Source organism: Endozoicomonas sp. ALB091, assembly GCF_049310265.1.
GTDB lineage: Bacteria > Pseudomonadota > Gammaproteobacteria > Pseudomonadales > Endozoicomonadaceae > Endozoicomonas.
Genome location: NZ_JBLYNQ010000007.1, coordinates 470,750 through 486,874 on the forward strand (window position 1 = coordinate 470,750; position 16,125 = coordinate 486,874).

The window sequence follows — 16,125 nt, forward strand, 5'->3', positions numbered from 1 at the left end:
AGGACCTGTGACCATTACAGTGTGTAACTCAGCCCAACCCAATAAGCGCGTCCCATCTGATAACGCTTGCCTGCTGTGGTGTCCGTGTGCGGCAGTTTATTAAACAGGTTAGTAACACGCAGATCCAGCGTCGCCTTGGAATCAGGCGCGTCCCAGAACAAATATTTGGTATTCAGGTCAATTTCATAGTGAACGCTTTTGCCATCATCACCAATGATTTTATCGCTGCGGGAGAATTGATCCCGATTTTTTCTCAGTACGGTTTTCAATCGAACATTACCATCCATGGGAGTTGGAATAGTCAATGCGGCAGTCAACTCATCACTGAACGGTGTATCCAGATCAGACTCCCGATAATCTGTCGGCGAAGTAATGCGATAAACCTCCCAGTCCCCCAGCTCGCCAGTAGCCGTATTGTAGTTACGGCGATAAATCGTGCGATCAGGCTCTTGTGACTTGATAGCGTAACCCACCATGCTTTTAGCGTAATATCGGTTAGCACCTAACGTCAGGAATGTGTCGTCCATAAACTCCCACGCAGCCGTGAGTCTTGGGGCGAGATTATGATTATCAAGAAAATCATCGTGGGAGTAGCGAAGGCCAGCCCTGATATTCCAGGCACCAAGCGCCTGAGAGTACTCACTCCACAGCGCCTGACTATTGATCCGCCCCGGGCATCATGGGCGGCATAGTTTATGTATTGTCTCGCAGCGTTGTCGGCTTTACAGGATGGGTCACCAGCGGGGCAATTCCAGTCCACGCCATTGACAGGACTTTTTTGCAAACCGAAGGAGTTGTAATCGGCAGAGCGGTTTTTTTGAGCCTCGATTGTTTTTAATTCAGCTCCATAATTAACATCGCCAGAAAATAACGGAGAGCTTGCCTTAAAATTCCAGGTGTAATCCGTTTGTGTCTGTTCAAGGTCACCAACGCCGCCTTCATAACAGTTCGTTGCATCACACCAGTCAACCGTAGAACCGGACCAGCGATACTGATAATTGGGCGAGTTTCTGCTGGCATCACTATGCTGCACCGAAATCTTTGACTCCCAACGGGTTTCACCACTGAACCCGTTTACGGACAGGTAACTCTGCAAGCCGGAAGAATCATTATCATTTGCAACTAACCCGGAACCATAATCCTTCTAACACTGGTGCAGTTGCTAACATGCGGAATTTTTGGTGTTTTATTCGAAGAAAAATACATACAACAATAATTGTTTGTGTTGCTTCAGCCTTCATAACTTCATTCGCCCAGGCGACTGAAACACCAAAGTGGGATGACCAGCTAATCGTACAAACGCTGAACAACGGCTTTCGATATGTTGTGCACGACAGTAATCAGGAAAGCGCCCCCTTCAACCTCCGCCTGATTGTCAATGTGGGCTCGGTTGACGATGAACTAAAAGGTATGGCCCACATTATTGAGCATATGGTTTTTCGCACAAATTCCGGCCTTGGGAGTTCCGTTCATCAATACCTTGATAAAACAGGCTGGTTTACCGGCCGCCAGATTAATGCCGTAACCCGTCAAACTGAAACGCAGTATATGTTGCGTACGCGCCCGAATGACGCGCTTAACCTGACTGAGTCTGTAGCGCTCCTTCATCATATTGCCTTTAATGCCGCCATGCAGGAACAGGATTGGGCTGTTGAAAAAAAAGTCATTATCGAGGAGATGAGGCTGGGTACCGGTGTGGCTGAGCGCATTAATAACGAAAAAAAAGCCATCGTTCGCAATAACTCCCGATACGTACAACGACCCACCATTGGTTTGGCAGAAGATGTGCAAAAAGTAGCGGTGCAGGATATCAAAGATTTTTACACCAGGTTTTACGTTCCTGCCAACATGACCCTGGTCGTCTCTGGCAATATTGATGAAAAAACACTCCAAAAAGCCATAGCCGATACCTTTGGGAAACAACCGTTCAAAGCCAAGCCTGAGAGGGATTATCTGGAACTGCCCCTGCAAAAGCAGCGCTTTATCGGCAAAGTTCAGGATCCTCAGGGTGTGACCTCAATGGTGTCCATGGGTTTTCGTAGCCCGCTGCAACCCTATGACAGAATGGCCGGGCTATACCAGCGCTTACAAAATTACTTTCTCAGAAAGCTGGCGGTCAGTCAGGTGCGTTCGCAATTGGATGCCCACGCTGATCAGGGTATCGAGTCGCTTTCAATGACGTTCAAAGAGTCGACCAATGAACGGCTGGTAGTTGCCCTGGCAGCTCGTACCGCTAACCACGATCAAGGGATGGTTGCGGTGCTGACTGAAATTGAACGACTGAAGCAGAACGGACTACGCCGGACTGAACTGGAGAAACTGAAAGAGAAAGCGAAAAAGACGATTGCAAACAATGTTGAGGCTGCTTCCCTACGCAACTTTCAGCAATGGGAAGACAAAATAACAACGGCCATTATGCAAGACGGTATGTTGGAAGATTATAACGTCCGGGCTAAACGTAACCTGCAGTGGATTGACGCCATGACGCTGGATGAATTAAACGCACGCTTGCGCACTCTGCTCAGTGCTGATGACCAGTTTGTCTATTATCAAGTTCCGGGAGCCATGGCGCGCAACCTGCCATCTCAACAACACATTGATCAATTACAAAGTAGCATTGCCAGTAAGCCATTGTCTTATGAAGTTTACAGTTCAAGTCGAATTGTCAGTGCGCCAGCCATAAAAGAAAAGACAACAATACACTGGCCAGAAGATAAACAGCACCACGGGACAGCAATCAAGCCTGAGGCCTGGGATAAAACGTCAGTTAAACGATGGACGCTGGACAATGGTGACTCGGTTGTCTGGCTGAACCGACCAACCGCTGATGGGAACCTGTATATAAAAATGCTTTCCAGTGCGGGCTATGAAAACCAGCAGTCGCCTGCCTGGTTAAGTCGGGTTGCGGCCCAGGTCTGGGAACAGGCTGATTTTTCTTTTGCTACCGCAACCCAGGTTTCTGCCTGGAAAGCCGAACAGGGAGTACAGTGGCAATGGTCACAAAAACAACAGCAGCTTGATCTGAGTGCACTCATTCAGCCGGAAAAACTGCCATCATTGATGGCGCTGTATGCGGCGCATCATAAACACTGGCGCATAACTGAGCGTGAGTTTAAGCAGTTGAACCGCCAAATTCTGGCAGAATCGGGCTCAATGGCAACGACAGCAGGTGCATCACTTGTGAATGTTGACGCATCAGGTTCCCTGCAACCCCATTCACTGACACAACCAATGCTGGAACAAAAGATTCAGGCATTGAGTGAGCAGCCTGTTACGTTATTTATTGTCGGTGAACTTGCCCAAGGTTCCATTACCGAATCCGTGATCCCCTATTTGGCAGGGCTGCCCCGGCAGAAGGCAACGGCTATAAGCAACGAGCGCCAGCCCGGTGGCCACCAAAAAATAGATCGCAAGATCCACAATGACAACAAGGCGACAGTGACAGTAAAAGGCATCAGCACAATGCCATGGAGTCCGGAAGCCAGTTTTCTGGTGTCAACGCTTAACCCGATTATCCAGAAGGCTCTGAAAAATGAATTATGACATAAGCTCGGTGGTGTCTACCGGCTGCAGTTTGAGATGCTGCTGGACCAGGGGGGCCTGGTAACCACTCGCCTGCACTTTGTCACTGCACCGGAAAGGGTTGATGAGCTGCTTAACGCCGCTAACCGGGTTCTGGCTAATCTGAACACACCATTAGACAACGAGAACTTTGCCCGAATTCGTGAGGACATCGCCTTTGCCGAAAGTCTTCGACTAAAAGACAACAACACCTGGCTAAGGAGGCTGGCACTCAGTTTTGCCCGGTACGATTCACCAGAGTATCTCGAAAGCATGTCTGAGCTGCACCAGCAGGTGAACCATACGGCCATGAAGTCTCTGACAAAACAGATTTTTCCACAAAGCAACCAGATCGTGACAGTGGATTTACCCAGGCAATCCTGATTCAACAATGCAGCCGGTTTTTTAGCAGTTGTTATAAATATTTCACAGAAGTAGATGGACTATGTTTAAAAGTTTTTTTCTTGATGCCCGTTGGCGCCTCTGGTCCTGGGCGGGCACCCTGTTGATCTTCGCCGCCTCCTGGATGAAGGCAGAGATTGATGTGGATATCAACAGCTGGTTCGGTGACTTTTATAACGCGATTCAGAGTGCTCTCTCCAATCCGGGATCAGTTACTGAAAAGGAGTTGCTCAGCCATCTCTTGACCTTTGGCAAGATATCCGTGGTTTTTATCGCTATTGCTGTCTTTCTTGAGTTTTTCTTAAGGCATTATGTTTTTCGCTGGCGCATCGCAGCGAGTACAGGAAGACACCATGCGCTTTGCAAAAATTGTTGAAGGGCTTGGTGTTTCTCTGCTGCGTTCAATTTTTACCCTTGCCATGTTCCAACCGCTGTTGTGGGAGTTGAGCAAGAAGGTTAATCAGGTGCCGTTTATTGGCCAGGTAGACCATGTTCTCATTTACGTAGCTATTTTGACGTCCATCGTTGGCACCGTGCTTCTGGCTGTCGTTGGGGTTAAGCTGCCAGGTCTTGAGTTTAACAACCAGAAAGCCGAAGCCGCTCTGCGCAAAGAGCTGGTTTTGGGTGAAGATGACGAAACCCGGGCTCAGCCCAAGTCCGTCAAAGAGTTATTTCTCCACGTCCGGGCAAACTATGTTGCGATCTATCAGCACTACCTGTACTTCGACCTGACCAAGTGGTCGTATTTACAATTGTCGTCCATTGTCCCCTATGTGGTCATGGTGCCAACCATTGTTGGCGGGGTCATCACTCTCGGCGTGATGCAACAGATTCTGCGGGCATTTAACCGCGTTGAAGGCTCTTTGCACTTTTTGATTAACAGCTGGTCCACCATCGTTGAGCTGATGTCGGTGTATAAACGACTAAAGTCGTTTGAAGATCAGATTAACGAAGCTTGCGCAACCAGCAATGTCGGTAAGCTCTCGACTAACACTATTTAATGGGAGCTTTGCGGCAGATGGGTGCAGATTGGTCATCAAGGTTTCCGATATATCTTGGGATGTCTTTATTCATTCATTTTGGCATGGCTTTGGCGATGCCAGAAGATAGTGCCGAGATCCCGGTGGCCAGGCCATCGAACAGCAACGTTATCAGCATTGGCATTCAGACAGCAATGGCAGGCACGTTTAATTCACAGCCAGTGAGTGAGTCGTTACCCAAGTTGAACTCCGAAACGGTAAAGGTCGAAGAGGTTGCACCGGAGCAGGTAAAACAACAGCCGCCCCAAACCACTGGAAAACCAATATTACAGCCACAGAAGAAGCCTGACATAAAGCAACAGCCTGAAAAAAAACCTGAGGCTTTGCCAAAGCCTCCTGAACTCGAACAACAGCCGACGCCTCAACAAGCCCGGCCTGCAATGAAGGCGGGTCATCAAGGTGTCAGTGGTTCCAGTGAAGCGCCATTAAAGCAGACAGAAACCAGGCAGAAAACCACAGAAGGCGGTGCTCGTGAAGCTGCGTTCGATAGCTATGTACTGGAACACTTGCTCGCCAGAAAGAAAAATCCCAGGCTGTTAAAGCGTCGACGCCTCAAGGCAGACGTGATGGTGGAGTTTGTAATCGATCGCCACGGGGCGCTGTTGCAGAGCAGCATTACCAAACCGTCGCGCATAAGAGAGTTTGATCGCGCCGCTATAAAATTGATAAAAACTGCCAGTCCTTTTCCACGGGCTCCTGAATATGTCGGGTGGGACCAACGCCGCTATGAAATCGTGCTCAACTATGAGGTTCGTTAGGGTCACAGGTTGCTGTCGCTCAATACACCGATGCAACCAGAGTTCATCGAGTTGGGTTTTCCTTATTCAGGGTGCATCAGCGCAAGCAGTGTTTTGACAAATTCCTTTTTCTTGCATTGGTAATCATTAACTGGCTGAAAGGCCGATAGCCAGCCATTCACTCTGTGCTCAAAACCCTTACGCCACAGATGGCTGAGCAATTTCATGTGAAGATTCTGAGTCAATGCATAAAGGCGTCGGCGCTCTTGCCCCTGGTTTGTCCGGTCGTCCGGGTTTCCGGGGTCTCCTTGAGCGTGCAGTGCAATAAACTGCCGGGCTTTATTCAGGGTAAGCAAAGAGCGTATCAGCAAACCATAAATACGGTCACTGGTGTTTTGGGGGGTGTTAAAAAGAATGGTTCGGGGCAAGGCAAATGCCGCTCCTTTTTGCAACTGCTCAGTGAGCGGATCGAGGTTATCGGTGAGAAATTTCAGCGTATCGTTCAACAACCTGGTTTCTTCAGCAAACGACAAACACCACACCAACTTCTCTACGCCGGGAACTTGAACGGCCAGTCGTGCCGCGTTTTGATGACCTACTCTGTCGTCCACGCTGACCTGCAGCCCCATTGCCCTGGCACCCAGATCACCGTCTGTCAGATTGATATTGAAAGCTTTTGGCAGTTTAATCGCCGGACATCCCGGGACTGGCCCGATGATGACACTTTGGGGGATTTCTGAATCCCTGTCGACATTCAATGTCCGCAGCTCTCCAAACAGGACTCTGGCAGGCTCTTCTGCCGTGCAAATAAGGTCTATGTCGTTGTATGATGAGCAGCGGTTTTGTAAGTAACGGGCATAGGAACCGGTAATCAGGATGGGGGGACAGGGATAAGCGTCATTGATTACCTGAATAATCTCCAGTGTTCTGAGCGTTAGCGAATTTAACTGCGGAACCTGATGATCCAAAAAAACCGCTCTGCCTGTAGTGAACGTATTTTCTTCTGTTTCACACCAGTACTCACGGGGCGGGTAAGGGAATGGATGTTCCCTGCCGAAATTGGCCACGGATGCTTCAACCGCTCTTTCTCTTCGACCAGGGTATTCTAAAACCGGGATCGCGACAGGCAGTTGGCCTCTATAGCCATATCCGGCGTTATTGACACCGTTGGCGGAATATCTGTTTTCATGACCAAAGCCAGACCGGAAGTTATCTGTGGTCTGTCTATACGATTCAGGTCTGTACGATACCGGGCACTCTCTACGAACGGCAACAGCAGCGACATGCTGACTGGCAGAGGCTGCGTATCTGTACCGACTATCACTGGCGACAGCATTTTCCGGATTAAACAGAAACTTATCCCCTGTGCCTGTTTCGTAGAGGCACTGTTCAAGGTCGCGCCCTAAAGCATGGCGCAGTTTACTTCCTTCAGGAAAACCCTTAAGGCATTCCAACACCTGATGCCTTTGGATTCTTCGTCCATAAACAGGCTGTCCAGTGATATAACAGTGTTTCAGGAAAAAGAAATAGATGCGCGAATTCTGAAATGAGGGCCTCAGTGTCTGGATGGAATGCAATACCTGTTCTGCGGACAATCTCTGGTGATCAATGGTCAATCCATTCTGCATAGCCATGAAGATCAATCTACATCGCAATCGTTGTTGCTTATCTTTGATCAATATGCTGTCCAGAAGTTGCCAGGCCTTTTGGATGGCATCCTGAGCATCATTGCTTTCATCGTATCGCTGAGGTTGTTGCAACCTGTGCATCAGGTATTCAATCTGCCTTGCGGCATGATTTCCGGGGGCTTCATTATACGCTTCCAGTACTTTCAGGTTATCCAGATAGCTGCCATTCAATTCTCTGGCATTCAATGCCAACCGGGAATAAAAAATCGCTCTTTCGAGCAACCACCCCCCCCGTTCATAATCCTTAACCACGGCATCCGGTGTGACCTGTCGGCCATTCAAATGCAGCCCCCTCAGGCAACATTCTGCTTTGAAGCGCCCTAGCTCCAGAGTTGCCCTGGCTGCCTTATAATCCCTGACCACGGTATCCGGTGTGACCTGCTGGCCCTTAACCATCAGGTTCCTCAGGCAACATTCCGCTTTGAAACGTGCCAGCTCAAGCATTGCATTGGCTGACTGATAACCCTCAATCACCTCATCAGGGGTCACCTGTCGGCCATTCAACACCGTGCCCTTCAGGCAACACAGTTCCTTAAAGCGCGCTCTTCCCAGCTTGCCACCGGTATCATTATCCGGGAAACTCTTTAACACAGCATCCGGTCTGACCGGCTGGCCATTTAACGCCAGCCCCTTCAGCCAACACTCTTCCATAAAGTGTGCCAGCCCCAGTACTGATTTATTGGCCCGGTAACCGTTAACCACCGTATCCGGTGAAACCTGCTGGCCATTCAACGGCAGCCCTCTCAGGCAACATTCCTCTTTGAAGTGCGCCACTCCCCGTTTGCCTTCCGGACTACCCGGGTAATCCTCCACCACCTCTTCCGGCGTGACCCGTCGGCCATGCAACAGCAGGTCCCTGAGGCAACATTCGGCTTTGAAGCGCGCCAGTTCCAATCTTGCCCCGACTGCCTGATAGCCCATAACCACTTCCTCCGATGTGATCTGTCGGCCATTCAATGGCAGGCGTTTCAGGCAACATTCCGCTTTGAAGCGCGCGATCCCCAGCCGACCTTTCGGATTATCCGGGAAATCCTTCACCACCGCATCCGGTGAGACCGGCTCGCCATTCAACGCCATCCCTCTCATGCAACACTCCTCTTTGAAGCGCGCTATACCCAGTTTGCCTTCCGGGCTATCCGGGAACTCCTTCACTACCGCATCCGGTCTGACCGGGCGACCATTTAACATCAGGCCCTTCAGGCAGCATTCCGACTTAAAGCGCGCTATCCCCAGTTTGCCTTGCGGACTATCCGGAAAATCGTTAACCACCTCAGCCGTTGTGACCGGCTGGCCAGCCAACAGCAGTCCCTTCAGGCAGCATTCCGACTTAAAGCGTGCCAGCTCCAGTGTTGCTTTAAGGTCCTGATAACCCTTAACTACCTCATCTGGTGTGACCGGCTGGCCATTTAACGCCAGGCCATTCAGGCAGCATTCCGACTTAAAGCGCGCTATCGCTAATAGGTACTTATTGTTTTGATCTGGTTTCCGGTTGAATTCCTGAATCACCTGTTCCGGAGTCACTCTTTTATTGTCATAAAGAATGTTCTGCAGGCAAAGTTTGAGCAGGAAGAAGCCACTTCTAAGAGACGATCTATCAGTTCCGTAGGCTGCAAGCACACTGGCCGGGGTGATTCGATGTCCATATAATGTTTTTCTCCCCCAGAAGTCATCCTCAGTAAACTTGCCGTAATCCGGGGGGGCAGCGGCCATTCTATAAGGCTGATAGTTTGCGACCCTTTTACCGTTAAATGTATGTCCGGGGTGTTCTGGCATCCCGCTGAAACCGGCTCTCTGGTCAACCCAGAGAGCAGACTGTGCATGGTAGTAGGCTGGTAAAATTGTTTTCAGAATAAAACCCTGCTAGCTGAGGCTATAAACACCGCCGTTTGACCACAAAATGATTATCAGGTTCCATTCCTCTTCTTTATTTCACCTGTTTACTCTATTTCACTGCGGCTCAACCGGATTGTTTGTACCCGAACCTCCCGTTATACTGCGTTCCCTCTTGTTAAATTCCGGGCGGAGACCCCGCCGATATCCCATGACCACAGAAACTACACTCCCTCCGCAGGGCGAAAAACTGCAAAAGATCCTGGCGGGCGCTGGCCTTGGCTCACGCCGTGAGATGGAGCGCTGGATCACTGAAGGACGCATCAGCGTCAACGGTGTCAAAGCCAGCCTTGGCGACCGTGCAGCCCTGGCCGACGTTATTGCCGTGGACGGCCGGGTTATTAAGCTGGACGCTTACGCCTCTGGTATTCGCCGTGTCATCGCTTATAACAAACCGGAAGGCGAAATCTGCAGCCGTTCTGACAAAGAAGGCCGTCCAACGGTCTTTGATAAACTCCCTAAACTGAAGGGCGAGCGCTGGATCTCCATCGGCCGTCTGGACCTCAATACCTCCGGTCTGCTGCTGTTTACCAACGATGGCGAACTGGCCAGCCGCCTGATGCACCCCTCTCATTCCATTGAGCGGGAGTACGCCGTGCGGGTCATGGGTGATATTACCCAGCAGAAAGTGAAAAACCTGTTTGAAGGTGTCGAGCTGGAAGACGGCATGGCTCGTTTTACCGATATTGTGGACTCCGGCGGTACTGGCATTAACCACTGGTTTCACGTCTGTATTCTTGAAGGGCGTAACCGTGAAGTCCGCCGTCTCTGGGAATCCCAGGATCTGAAAGTCAGCCGTTTGAAGCGGGTCCGTTTTGGCAGCATGATCATTCCTGATCACCTGCGTCAGGGGCAGTTCCAGGAGTTGGAAAAACAGGATATCGACGCGCTTGCCGCACTGGTGGACCTGTCACCCGCACCCGCCTTCCATAAAAAGCCGCAGGATCGGCTGAAAAAGAACGAAGTGCAGGCCAGGAAAGTCAAAGGCAGTACCAAACGTTTCAGTCCTCATCCGAAAAAGCGCTCCCGCTAGGAGGCTGTCCGAGAATAGCGCCCGTAGCGAGGATGGCAGAAAATTGAGGATAAAAAGTCGGAAATTTTTAGTGAATAGTGGTTCTATTTGCTAAAAATTTCCGACTTTTTAGACCAATTTGCTGCCACCGCAGTAGGGTAGTCTATTCTCGGACAGGCTCCTAGGGAAATCTTCATAATGGCAACATCCACCCGGCCCTCTCCCTGCGCTTGATGAGGGGGCTGGCGGTTGGCTTCTCATACCCACCTGGCACCGCCTGTCCGTATCATTTTTGCAGTAAGGGTGAATCCTACTGGTATGCCCGTGCTTCAACCAGCAAATGCCCCTGAAAGCCATACAAGTGCTTTTTCCTGGCAGCGCAGTAACCATAGTCTGCTTCTCCATTGAAGACTCTACTCTTGGGAGCCCTTGTACGAACAACTACGTCGATGGTGATAACTTCACTATCTGAGAGCCTGGCATAATATTTTGCTAAAAGGACAACGGCCGGTAGACAAAAGTTTTCAAGTCCTTGGGCAGCGGCAAGAAAAAGTGAACTTCATCAATCAGTTGTGATCCTTATACATTACTCACAGCCATAAAATGATGATATGAACGTAACATCACCGGGCAATCTCCCTGCACACAATATTGGTACGAGTGTAAATGAAACGACGCAATGTCCGGGTACTGACGCTAACGGCCCAGTGCCAGAAAATCTTATACGCCGCGATTCATTGTCCATTGATGCACTGTTCCCACATAACGTTAAACTTTTATCGAAATTCTCAGTCATTAAAGTCCGGGAGACCGACCCGGCCGAAATGATCCGGTTGATGAAGAAGGGTAATGTTTCCGATAACCTCTGCTATAAAATTAATGGCGACCTGTTTCCCACTCTCAGCCGGTCCCAGCGCAGCAGGATTCAGGCTGTTCCGAAACACCTGTACGTGCTCTTCAGTGTTGATTTTGAGGATTTCAGCCAACTGCCTGAGTTACCGCAAAACTTCTTCGTGGGGCGGACCCTCTTCCTTAAGGCTTGCTCCAGCCTCAGGGCTCTGCCTGAAAACCTTACCGTAGGACTGAGTGCTGAGCTTAACGAATGCCATAGCCTGGAAACTTTACCGACAAATTTCTTTGTGGGGGAGAACCTTCTGCTCAACGGTTGCACCGGACTTAAATATTTGCCCGATGACCTGATTGTCAGGCGCAGCCTGTTTCTTAACGATTGTTACAATCTGCAAAAACTGCCGGAAAATCTCTCGGTACTGGCGACCCTTAGCCTTATTAACTGCACCAGTCTCCGGGAACTGCCCAATGGTATGAACATACCGGAAAATCTATACCTTAAGGGTTGTACCAATCTGGAGTGGCTGCCACAAACCCTCAAGGTAGGCCGAAACCTTATCCTTGAAGGTTGCACTGAACTGAGAATAGCGTCAGATACTCGACTGGAAATAGGTGGCGACCTCATCCTGAAAGATTGCACCAACCTGAGTGAACTGCCTGCCAGGATCAAGCTCGGTGGCGATCTTGATCTCTCTGGCTGCGTTAGCCTGACCGCCCTGCCTCACTGGATTACAGAACTGGGCTGGAGGACGGACGGTCAGGAATTGCGTCTACGCAAGGTTTATCTGGAAAATACCGGGTTGTCGGCAGCGCAAATCGCCCGCCTTCAACATGAACAACCAGAAGGCATGCAATTTTATGTATCTGACCCGGAGGGGGTGCCAGAGCACACATTTGATACGTTTGAAGAGGCTTTTATATTTTGGGAGAATCTTGCACAGTCTGGCACATCCCCCCCAACACTGGATTTGCGGCCTGATCAGATGCAAAGCCTGATTTATTATCTGCAACGCCTGACCGGTACTGCGGATTACCAGAACCTCATAACACGACCAATTCTGGCCCAGCGGGTGTTAGGGGTCATATCGCTGCTCAGCAGTAATCAAGAGATTCAGGAAAACGCCCTGATGCGCATACACCATGCCACCAGCACTTGTGACGACCGGGTTATTCTGGCTCTGGATGACCTGGAAACACTGGAGCTGACCAGATCAGCAGAAACCATGGCTATGCAGCAGCACAGCGACCCCGAAGAATTGCGCGCCCTGGGTCGGCAAATGATGATTCTGGATGCGGTGAAAGAGATTGCCAGACGTCATATAAACACCATGAATTTCGTCAGTCCGATTGAAGTAGAGCTGGCTTATCAGATTGGTTTGCGCAAGCGCTTTAACCTGCCAGGCGCAACTCAGGACATGCTGTTCAGAGCCTGTAGCCGGGTTTCCCAGTGGCATATTAACCAGGCCGCCATGGAAATCGAACAGCACTGTTCTGAAGATGCCCTGGAGGACTTCCTGAGAACATGGGGACCCTGGCAAAAATACCTGCGCAGCCTGTCCGTTCCAGCCTTCGAGCAGCTCCAGCCCAGAGTTGTTGCGCGGATCAGGGAATGTCCGTTCTGCCTGGACAAAACAGACCAAATGGTTGTCTTTGATGACGATCACTATGATTACCACAGCCTGCGCCGGGCGTTTCTGGAAAACAGCAAGGATCCATTTTTCAAAAAGCCGCTGGACTGGTCAATTGTCTACCGGCTGACGGAAAAATCACGGGATGCCAGTTAGAACCACGTTCCTGAATATCTGATCAGCCTTTGATAACAGGTTTCACTGAAATATTGAATGTTTTGTGTTAGGAAGGAACTTTTATAAGAAAGAGTAGTCTTAAGCTGTAATTCAACAATTCAACAATCCAGTAATTCAATGGATTTCTTTAGTAGCTTACCTTTATCCGATCTTGCTTTTGACGAACTTTGTTCCGACTCATTAGATTTAATAGAACAAACATATCGATTTGATGCCAGCGAACAATCCCCGACATATCAAGGAATGTCTGTACAGACGCTGGATACTTCTTTTCCTGTTTACCATAACCATTCAGATATAGCCAAAAATAACGCTGATCCTGTTAATTCATTGATTAAACATAACATTAAACCTCTAACACTTTTAGAGACAGCAGACTGTTTTTGCACTGGTATTCCTGAAATACCACAATCAGTTCTTGATGAATATGTACCCTGGAAACCTGATAAACCCGATGAACCATCATCAAGACCAAAAATTCCTCTTATTCAGCAGATATGCTTATCAGGGAGTGATCCTGAAATTAGGGAGCCAACACCAGCGAGCCATTCGAATCCAGATTATCCATTAACTAATCTTCCTGACTTACTCTCTAAACCACAATATTTACGATCATATACTGTAGTTAGCCCGCTAAACCTGAACCAAACTACAAGTGATAACCAAACGACCCAGGCAACAGAAATTGTTGATGATCACTCTTCAATGATTGAGCGCCAAAGGCAGAGCAAAAGGGAGCGCCATAGGGAGAGCATGAGAAAGCTTCGCAAAGATCCCGCTTACGCCGAGCGCGAAAGGGAGCGCAACAGGGAGCACCAAAGGAAGCGCTACCAGAATGATCCTGATTTCGCCGAGCGCAAAAGGACAAGCCAAAGGGCGCGCCAAAAAGAGCGCTACCAGAATGATCCCGATTTCGCCAGGCCCGTCAGGAAACGCAGCGCTGAGTACAATGAGTACAAAAGGAAGCTTGGCAAAGATACAGCTGTTCAAAATGGCTGCGAAGTTCATGTTTAGAAGGTGGAATTGCTATTACGTTATTGAGCGAAAACACGCCCGGCAGGGCCGGGAGTGCGGGGAGTGTCAGTTGCTCAGATCAATCTGGTACACCGCAAAACCTGTTTCATCCTGCCCCTGCTTTTGCAAGGGATAAGCTGCCCGTTTTGCAATGAAACTTTCTGCGCTTTTGGAGTTACCGGTTTCAAAGGTAATGTTCAGTTTTTTGTCTGACCTGATGGGTGCCAGACGCCAGTTGTTGTCAGCACCTGGTATCACCTGACCGTTCTTTTTGGTCTGAGCCGTAATATACGCAGAAAGAACCGTACGGTTTTCATCAGGAGAAGCAAACGCGACAAACTTATCCCCCGTTCCGGCAAAGTTACCACCGCCATAAGCGCGATAGTTATTGGTAGCAATAATAAATGCCTGGTCCGCTTTCACCGGCTTACCCTGGTAAGTCAGGTTGATGATACGGTGAGAGTCGTTTACCTGAATACCGTTTGCATCAAAACGGGCGGGCTGGGTCACATCAATCTGATAATCAACCCCATCCATCACGTCAAAGTTGTAGGTCTGGAAACCATCCCAGTTCAGCAGCGGTTGTGGCTCGGTACTTTCAGGATTGATCTGATTGAACTGACCTGCGGAGCGCTCCAGCCAGTTTTTCACCTCTTTTCCGGTGACTTTCAGAGCAACCAGTGTATTGGGATAGAGGTACAGGTCGGCAGCATTACGGAAGGTCAGGGTGCCTGCTTCCACCTCGGTGTAGCCAGCCGGATCATTTTTACGACCACCGGCTTTGAAAGGGGCAGCAGCGGAGATAACAGGAATACCTTCCAGATCAGGATCGCCCTGGATAAAGCGCTCAACGTAATCTATCTGCGCATTGTTCACGATCTGCACGGTGGGGTCGTCCTGCACCAGTGCCAGATAGCTGTACATCTGATCAGAAGCCTTGCCAATAGGCTGGTTAACAAATTCCAGGGTGCCCAGGTGCTCTTTTTTGATGATGTTAACTATGTCCCTGTAAGACTTAGCCTTGGAGGTATTGGTCCTGGTATTAAAAATAGCGCGTGTGGTTGCCCTGGCATCAACCACTTCCCATTTGCCACTGCGGTTGTCCAGTTTCAAATCAACCAGCCCCAGATGGCTGCCCCAGCGACCTGGCATAACCGCGGGTACGCCGTTGATCGTCCCTTTTTCCACATCTACGCCGGGGATCTCAGCATAAGCCTCTGCCGGAAAAACGGCGTGGGAGTGGCCAAACATGAGGGCATCAATGCCTTCTACCTGAGAAAGGTAGTAGGTGGAGTTTTCCGCCATGGCTTTGTAGGGCTCGCTGCTCATGCCGGAGTGTGGAATGGCAATGATAATATCAGCACCTTCGGCTTTCATTTGTGGAACGAACTTTTTTGCAGACTCAACAATGTCGAAAGCGACCACTTTTCCTTCGAGATGTTTACGGTCCCACTGCATGATCTGTGGTGGTACAAAACCGATGTAGCCAACCTTAACGGTCTGCAGCTTGCCATCGGAATCCTTAAACTGCTGGCTCTTGATGAGATAAGGCTGGTAGAGGTTTTTGCCGGTTTTGGCATCCACCACGTTAGCGCTTATATAGGGGAAGCGGGCATCATTAATGGCTTCATTCAGAAAGTCCAGACCGTAATTGAACTCGTGGTTACCAATATTGCCTACGTCATAGTCGAGCAGGTTCATGGCTTTGTAGACCGGGTGCATATCCCCTTGCTCAAGGCCTTTGTCGGCCATGTAATCGCCCATTGGCGAGCCCTGCAACAGATCGCCATTGTCTACCAGAACACTGTTTTCAACTTCGGCACGGGCCTGTTTGACCAGTGTTGCGACACGGGCAAGTCCAAACTGTTCGGTGGGCTTGCCCTTGTAATAATCAAAATCCATGACATTGGCGTGAAGGTCGGTTGTTTCAACAACCCGGAGGTCAATCGTAGCAGCGGAGGTCAGACCACTGACAGAAACCAGGGCAGCAAAGACAGTCATGGAAACAGGGGAACGTCGAAAGTACATGCAAAACCTTTCATTCAATGATTGCTGAGTAAGACGGTGAACTGTCGTATCACCAAATTACAAAAAACGTATAGTACAGCAGCTTTACTTTGAGTATCT

At 49.6% G+C, this 16,125-nt stretch carries 10 protein-coding genes and 1 pseudogene; 8 read left to right on the forward strand and 3 right to left on the reverse strand.

The features are described 5' to 3' along the window. Window positions 1-14: 14 nt before the first annotated feature. The gene (locus ACO6UX_RS14180; RefSeq protein ID WP_422448605.1) at window positions 15-527 is read right to left on the reverse strand and encodes a hypothetical protein; all 513 of its coding nucleotides are present in this window, start codon (window positions 525-527) and stop codon (window positions 15-17) included. Window positions 528-563: 36 nt separating this feature from the next. On the opposite strand from ACO6UX_RS14180, the gene ACO6UX_RS14185 reads away from it, so the two are divergent. The 5 genes and pseudogenes from ACO6UX_RS14185 to ACO6UX_RS14205 all read left to right on the forward strand — a co-directional run bounded on the left by ACO6UX_RS14185 (window position 564) and on the right by ACO6UX_RS14205 (window position 5,761). Next, window positions 564-692, forward strand: a complete 129-nt coding sequence (locus tag ACO6UX_RS14185) for a hypothetical protein (protein ID WP_422448607.1) — start codon at window positions 564-566, stop codon at window positions 690-692. Between the two features lie 634 nt (window positions 693-1,326). Beyond that, window positions 1,327-3,543, forward strand: coding sequence for a M16 family metallopeptidase (locus ACO6UX_RS14190; protein ID WP_422448609.1), 2,217 nt, complete (start codon window positions 1,327-1,329; stop codon window positions 3,541-3,543). 36 nt (window positions 3,544-3,579) lie between these two features. Further along, on the forward strand, window positions 3,580-3,945 hold the full coding sequence (locus tag ACO6UX_RS14195; RefSeq protein WP_422448611.1) for a hypothetical protein: 366 nt from the start codon (window positions 3,580-3,582) through the stop codon (window positions 3,943-3,945). Between the two features lie 142 nt (window positions 3,946-4,087). Beyond that, window positions 4,088-4,964, forward strand: a pseudogene (locus ACO6UX_RS14200) (SbmA/BacA-like family transporter). 59 nt (window positions 4,965-5,023) lie between these two features. Continuing rightward, entirely contained in the window at window positions 5,024-5,761 is a 738-nt protein-coding gene (locus tag ACO6UX_RS14205; RefSeq protein WP_422448613.1) for a TonB family protein, read from the forward strand. Window positions 5,762-5,823: 62 nt separating this feature from the next. Here ACO6UX_RS14205 and ACO6UX_RS14210 read toward each other — a convergent pair whose 3' ends face one another. Further along, window positions 5,824-9,138 (reverse strand): hypothetical protein, encoded by a 3,315-nt coding sequence (locus ACO6UX_RS14210; protein ID WP_422448615.1) that lies wholly within the window; start codon window positions 9,136-9,138, stop codon window positions 5,824-5,826. Between the two features lie 331 nt (window positions 9,139-9,469). Between ACO6UX_RS14210 and rluB the strand changes: the two genes are divergently transcribed. From rluB to ACO6UX_RS14225, 3 genes are all read left to right on the forward strand, one after another. Further along, entirely contained in the window at window positions 9,470-10,351 is an 882-nt protein-coding gene (rluB, locus tag ACO6UX_RS14215; RefSeq protein ID WP_422448617.1) for a 23S rRNA pseudouridine(2605) synthase RluB, read from the forward strand. Window positions 10,352-10,941: 590 nt separating this feature from the next. Next, on the forward strand, window positions 10,942-12,963 hold the full coding sequence (locus tag ACO6UX_RS14220) for an NEL-type E3 ubiquitin ligase domain-containing protein (RefSeq protein ID WP_422448619.1): 2,022 nt from the start codon (window positions 10,942-10,944) through the stop codon (window positions 12,961-12,963). Between the two features lie 138 nt (window positions 12,964-13,101). Beyond that, the gene (locus ACO6UX_RS14225) at window positions 13,102-13,998 is read left to right on the forward strand and encodes a hypothetical protein (protein WP_422448621.1); all 897 of its coding nucleotides are present in this window, start codon (window positions 13,102-13,104) and stop codon (window positions 13,996-13,998) included. Between the two features lie 66 nt (window positions 13,999-14,064). Here the strand turns inward: ACO6UX_RS14225 and ACO6UX_RS14230 are convergent, their stop codons facing one another. Beyond that, window positions 14,065-16,026: a bifunctional 2',3'-cyclic-nucleotide 2'-phosphodiesterase/3'-nucleotidase gene (locus ACO6UX_RS14230; protein WP_422448623.1), complete on the reverse strand. Its 1,962-nt coding sequence runs from the start codon at window positions 16,024-16,026 to the stop codon at window positions 14,065-14,067. Window positions 16,027-16,125: the final 99 nt, after the last annotated feature.